2 pseudogenes are annotated in these 1,809 nt (G+C 63.3%); both read right to left on the reverse strand.

The features are described 5' to 3' along the window. A pseudogene (locus ACE3OH_RS22045) lies at positions 1-410 on the reverse strand (hypothetical protein); the annotation flags it as partial. Continuing rightward, positions 408-1,736: pseudogene (locus ACE3OH_RS22050) on the reverse strand (acetyl/propionyl/methylcrotonyl-CoA carboxylase subunit alpha); the annotation flags it as partial. The pseudogenes ACE3OH_RS22045 and ACE3OH_RS22050, both read right to left, overlap by 3 nt. Positions 1,737-1,809 lie beyond the last annotated feature (73 nt).

Consider the following 1,809-nt stretch of genomic DNA (forward strand, 5'->3'; position numbering starts at 1 on the left):
TGCAGGCTGATATTGGCGCCATCGCGCACGATGGTCAGGGTGTCGTCAGTACGCACTACCGAGGCCAGCAGGCGGCGGCCGTTCAGCGTGGCGTGCAGGCGATCGCCATGCAGGGCGCCGTGTGCTTGCAGCTGCTGATCGGCGATATCGAGCTGGTAGCCCTGATCGCGGTAATGCGCGGTCACCGCGTATTCGCTATCGCCATGGCGGAAATGCAGGGCATGGCGGTTGTCCTGATTCAGGCGCCAGCCATCGGCCTGCCACCAGGGCGAGTCGGCATCGTTGGAGCGCAGGCGCGCCGCATTGCTGCGGGCCTCCAGCAGCGCCAGCTCAGCCAGCGCTGCCAGTGCCAGGGTGTCGGTGGAAACCGGCGCCGGGGGCGGGATCAGGGCGGCATGGTGGCGGGCGATAAAGCCGGTATCAAGCTCGGCGCTACGGAAAGCTGCATGGCCGGCCAGATTGCGCAGGAAGGCAAGGTTGGTGGTCAGGCCTACCACTTCGTATTCAGCCAGTGCAGCACAGAGACGATCCAGCGCGCGGTCGCGGTTTTCGTCCCAGACGATCAATTTGGCGATCATCGGGTCGTAGAACTGCGAAATCTCATCGCCGCTTTCCACCCCGGTATCCACCCGCACATGGCTCGATTCATCCGGCTGGCGCAAATGGCTGAGGCGGCCAATGGCCGGCAGGAAGTCCTTGTGCGGGTCTTCGGCATAGACGCGCGCCTCGAAGGCGTGGCCGTGAATACGCAATTGGTCCTGCTTCTTGGGCAGCGCTTCGCCGGCGGCGACGCGCAACTGCCATTCAACCAGATCGAGCCCGGTGATCATCTCGGTGACCGGGTGCTCCACCTGCAGGCGGGTATTCATTTCCATAAAGTAGAAGGCATCGGTCAGGGTGTCGAAGATGAATTCGACGGTGCCGGCACCGACATAATTGACCGCCTTGGCCGCCCGCACCGCCGCGCCGCCGATTTCGGCACGCAGGGTAGGGCTCAGGCCGGGCGCGGGCGCTTCTTCCAGCACCTTCTGGTGGCGGCGCTGCACCGAGCAGTCGCGCTCGAACAGATAGACCGCTTCGCCATGGGTGTCGGCAAATACCTGGATTTCCACATGGCGTGGCTTGGTCAGGTATTTCTCGATCAGCACCTTGTCGTCGCCAAAGCTCGATGCGGCTTCGCGCTTGGCGGATGCCAGCTGGCCGAGGAAATCATCGGCCTTTTCCACAATCTTCATGCCCTTGCCGCCACCGCCAGCCGAGGCCTTGATCAGCACCGGGTAGCCGATGCGGTCGGCTTCCTTTTTCAGGAAGTCGGCGTCCTGCTCCTCGCCGTGGTAGCCCGGCACCAGCGGCACGCCAGCGCCTTCCATCAGCGTCTTGGCGGCCGATTTGCTGCCCATGGCGGCAATGGCGCTGGCTGGCGGACCGATGAATACCACGCCAGCCTTGGCGCAGGCCTCGGCGAATTCTTCGTTCTCGCTCAAAAAGCCATAACCGGGGTGAACCGCCTCGGCGCCGCTTTGCTTGGCGATCTCCAGAATCAGATCGGCCTTCAGATAGGACTCGCGCGGCGCAGCCGGGCCAAGGCGCCAGGCTTCGTCGGCCAGTTTCACATGGCGAGCGTTCGCGTCGGCATCGGAATAGACGGCGACAGTCTGGATGCCCATGGCACGGGCGGTCTTGATGACACGGCAGGCGATTTCGCCGCGATTGGCGATCAGAATCTTTTTGAACATGCGCTTTTACCTAATCCATCAGGCTAAATCAGTTGTAGGAGCGGGCCATGCCCGCGATCACCCGGCTGGATCG

Source organism: Chitinimonas sp., from assembly GCF_041904975.1.
Taxonomy (GTDB): domain Bacteria; phylum Pseudomonadota; class Gammaproteobacteria; order Burkholderiales; family Chitinimonadaceae; genus Chitinimonas.